Source organism: Myroides sp. N17-2, from assembly GCF_002286775.1.
In the GTDB taxonomy this organism is placed as follows: Bacteria; Bacteroidota; Bacteroidia; order Flavobacteriales; family Flavobacteriaceae; genus Flavobacterium.
Window position 1 is genome coordinate 1 of record NZ_NSGJ01000140.1, and the last position, 313, is coordinate 313.

The following is a 313-nucleotide window of genomic DNA, read 5'->3' on the forward strand; positions in this document are numbered from 1 at the left end:
AACGCTGAAAAGTTTTCGGATGACCTGTGGGTAGGGGTGAAAGGCCAATCAAACTCGGAAATAGCTCGTACTCCCCGAAATGCATTTAGGTGCAGCGATAATCGATAGTTACTTAGAGGTAGAGCTACTGATTGGATGCGGGGGCTTCACCGCCTACCAATTCCTGACAAACTCCGAATGCTAAGTAATGATTCTTATCAGTGAGGGCATGGGTGCTAAGGTCCATGTCCGAGAGGGAAAGAACCCAGACCATCAGCTAAGGTCCCCAAATGTATACTAAGTTGAAATAACGCGGTTTGATTGCCCAGACAGC

Annotated in this window: 1 rRNA gene; it reads left to right on the top strand. The window is 47.6% G+C overall.

The window, feature by feature from the left end:
- Window positions 1-313, top strand: a 23S ribosomal RNA gene (locus CF599_RS19435); the annotation flags it as partial.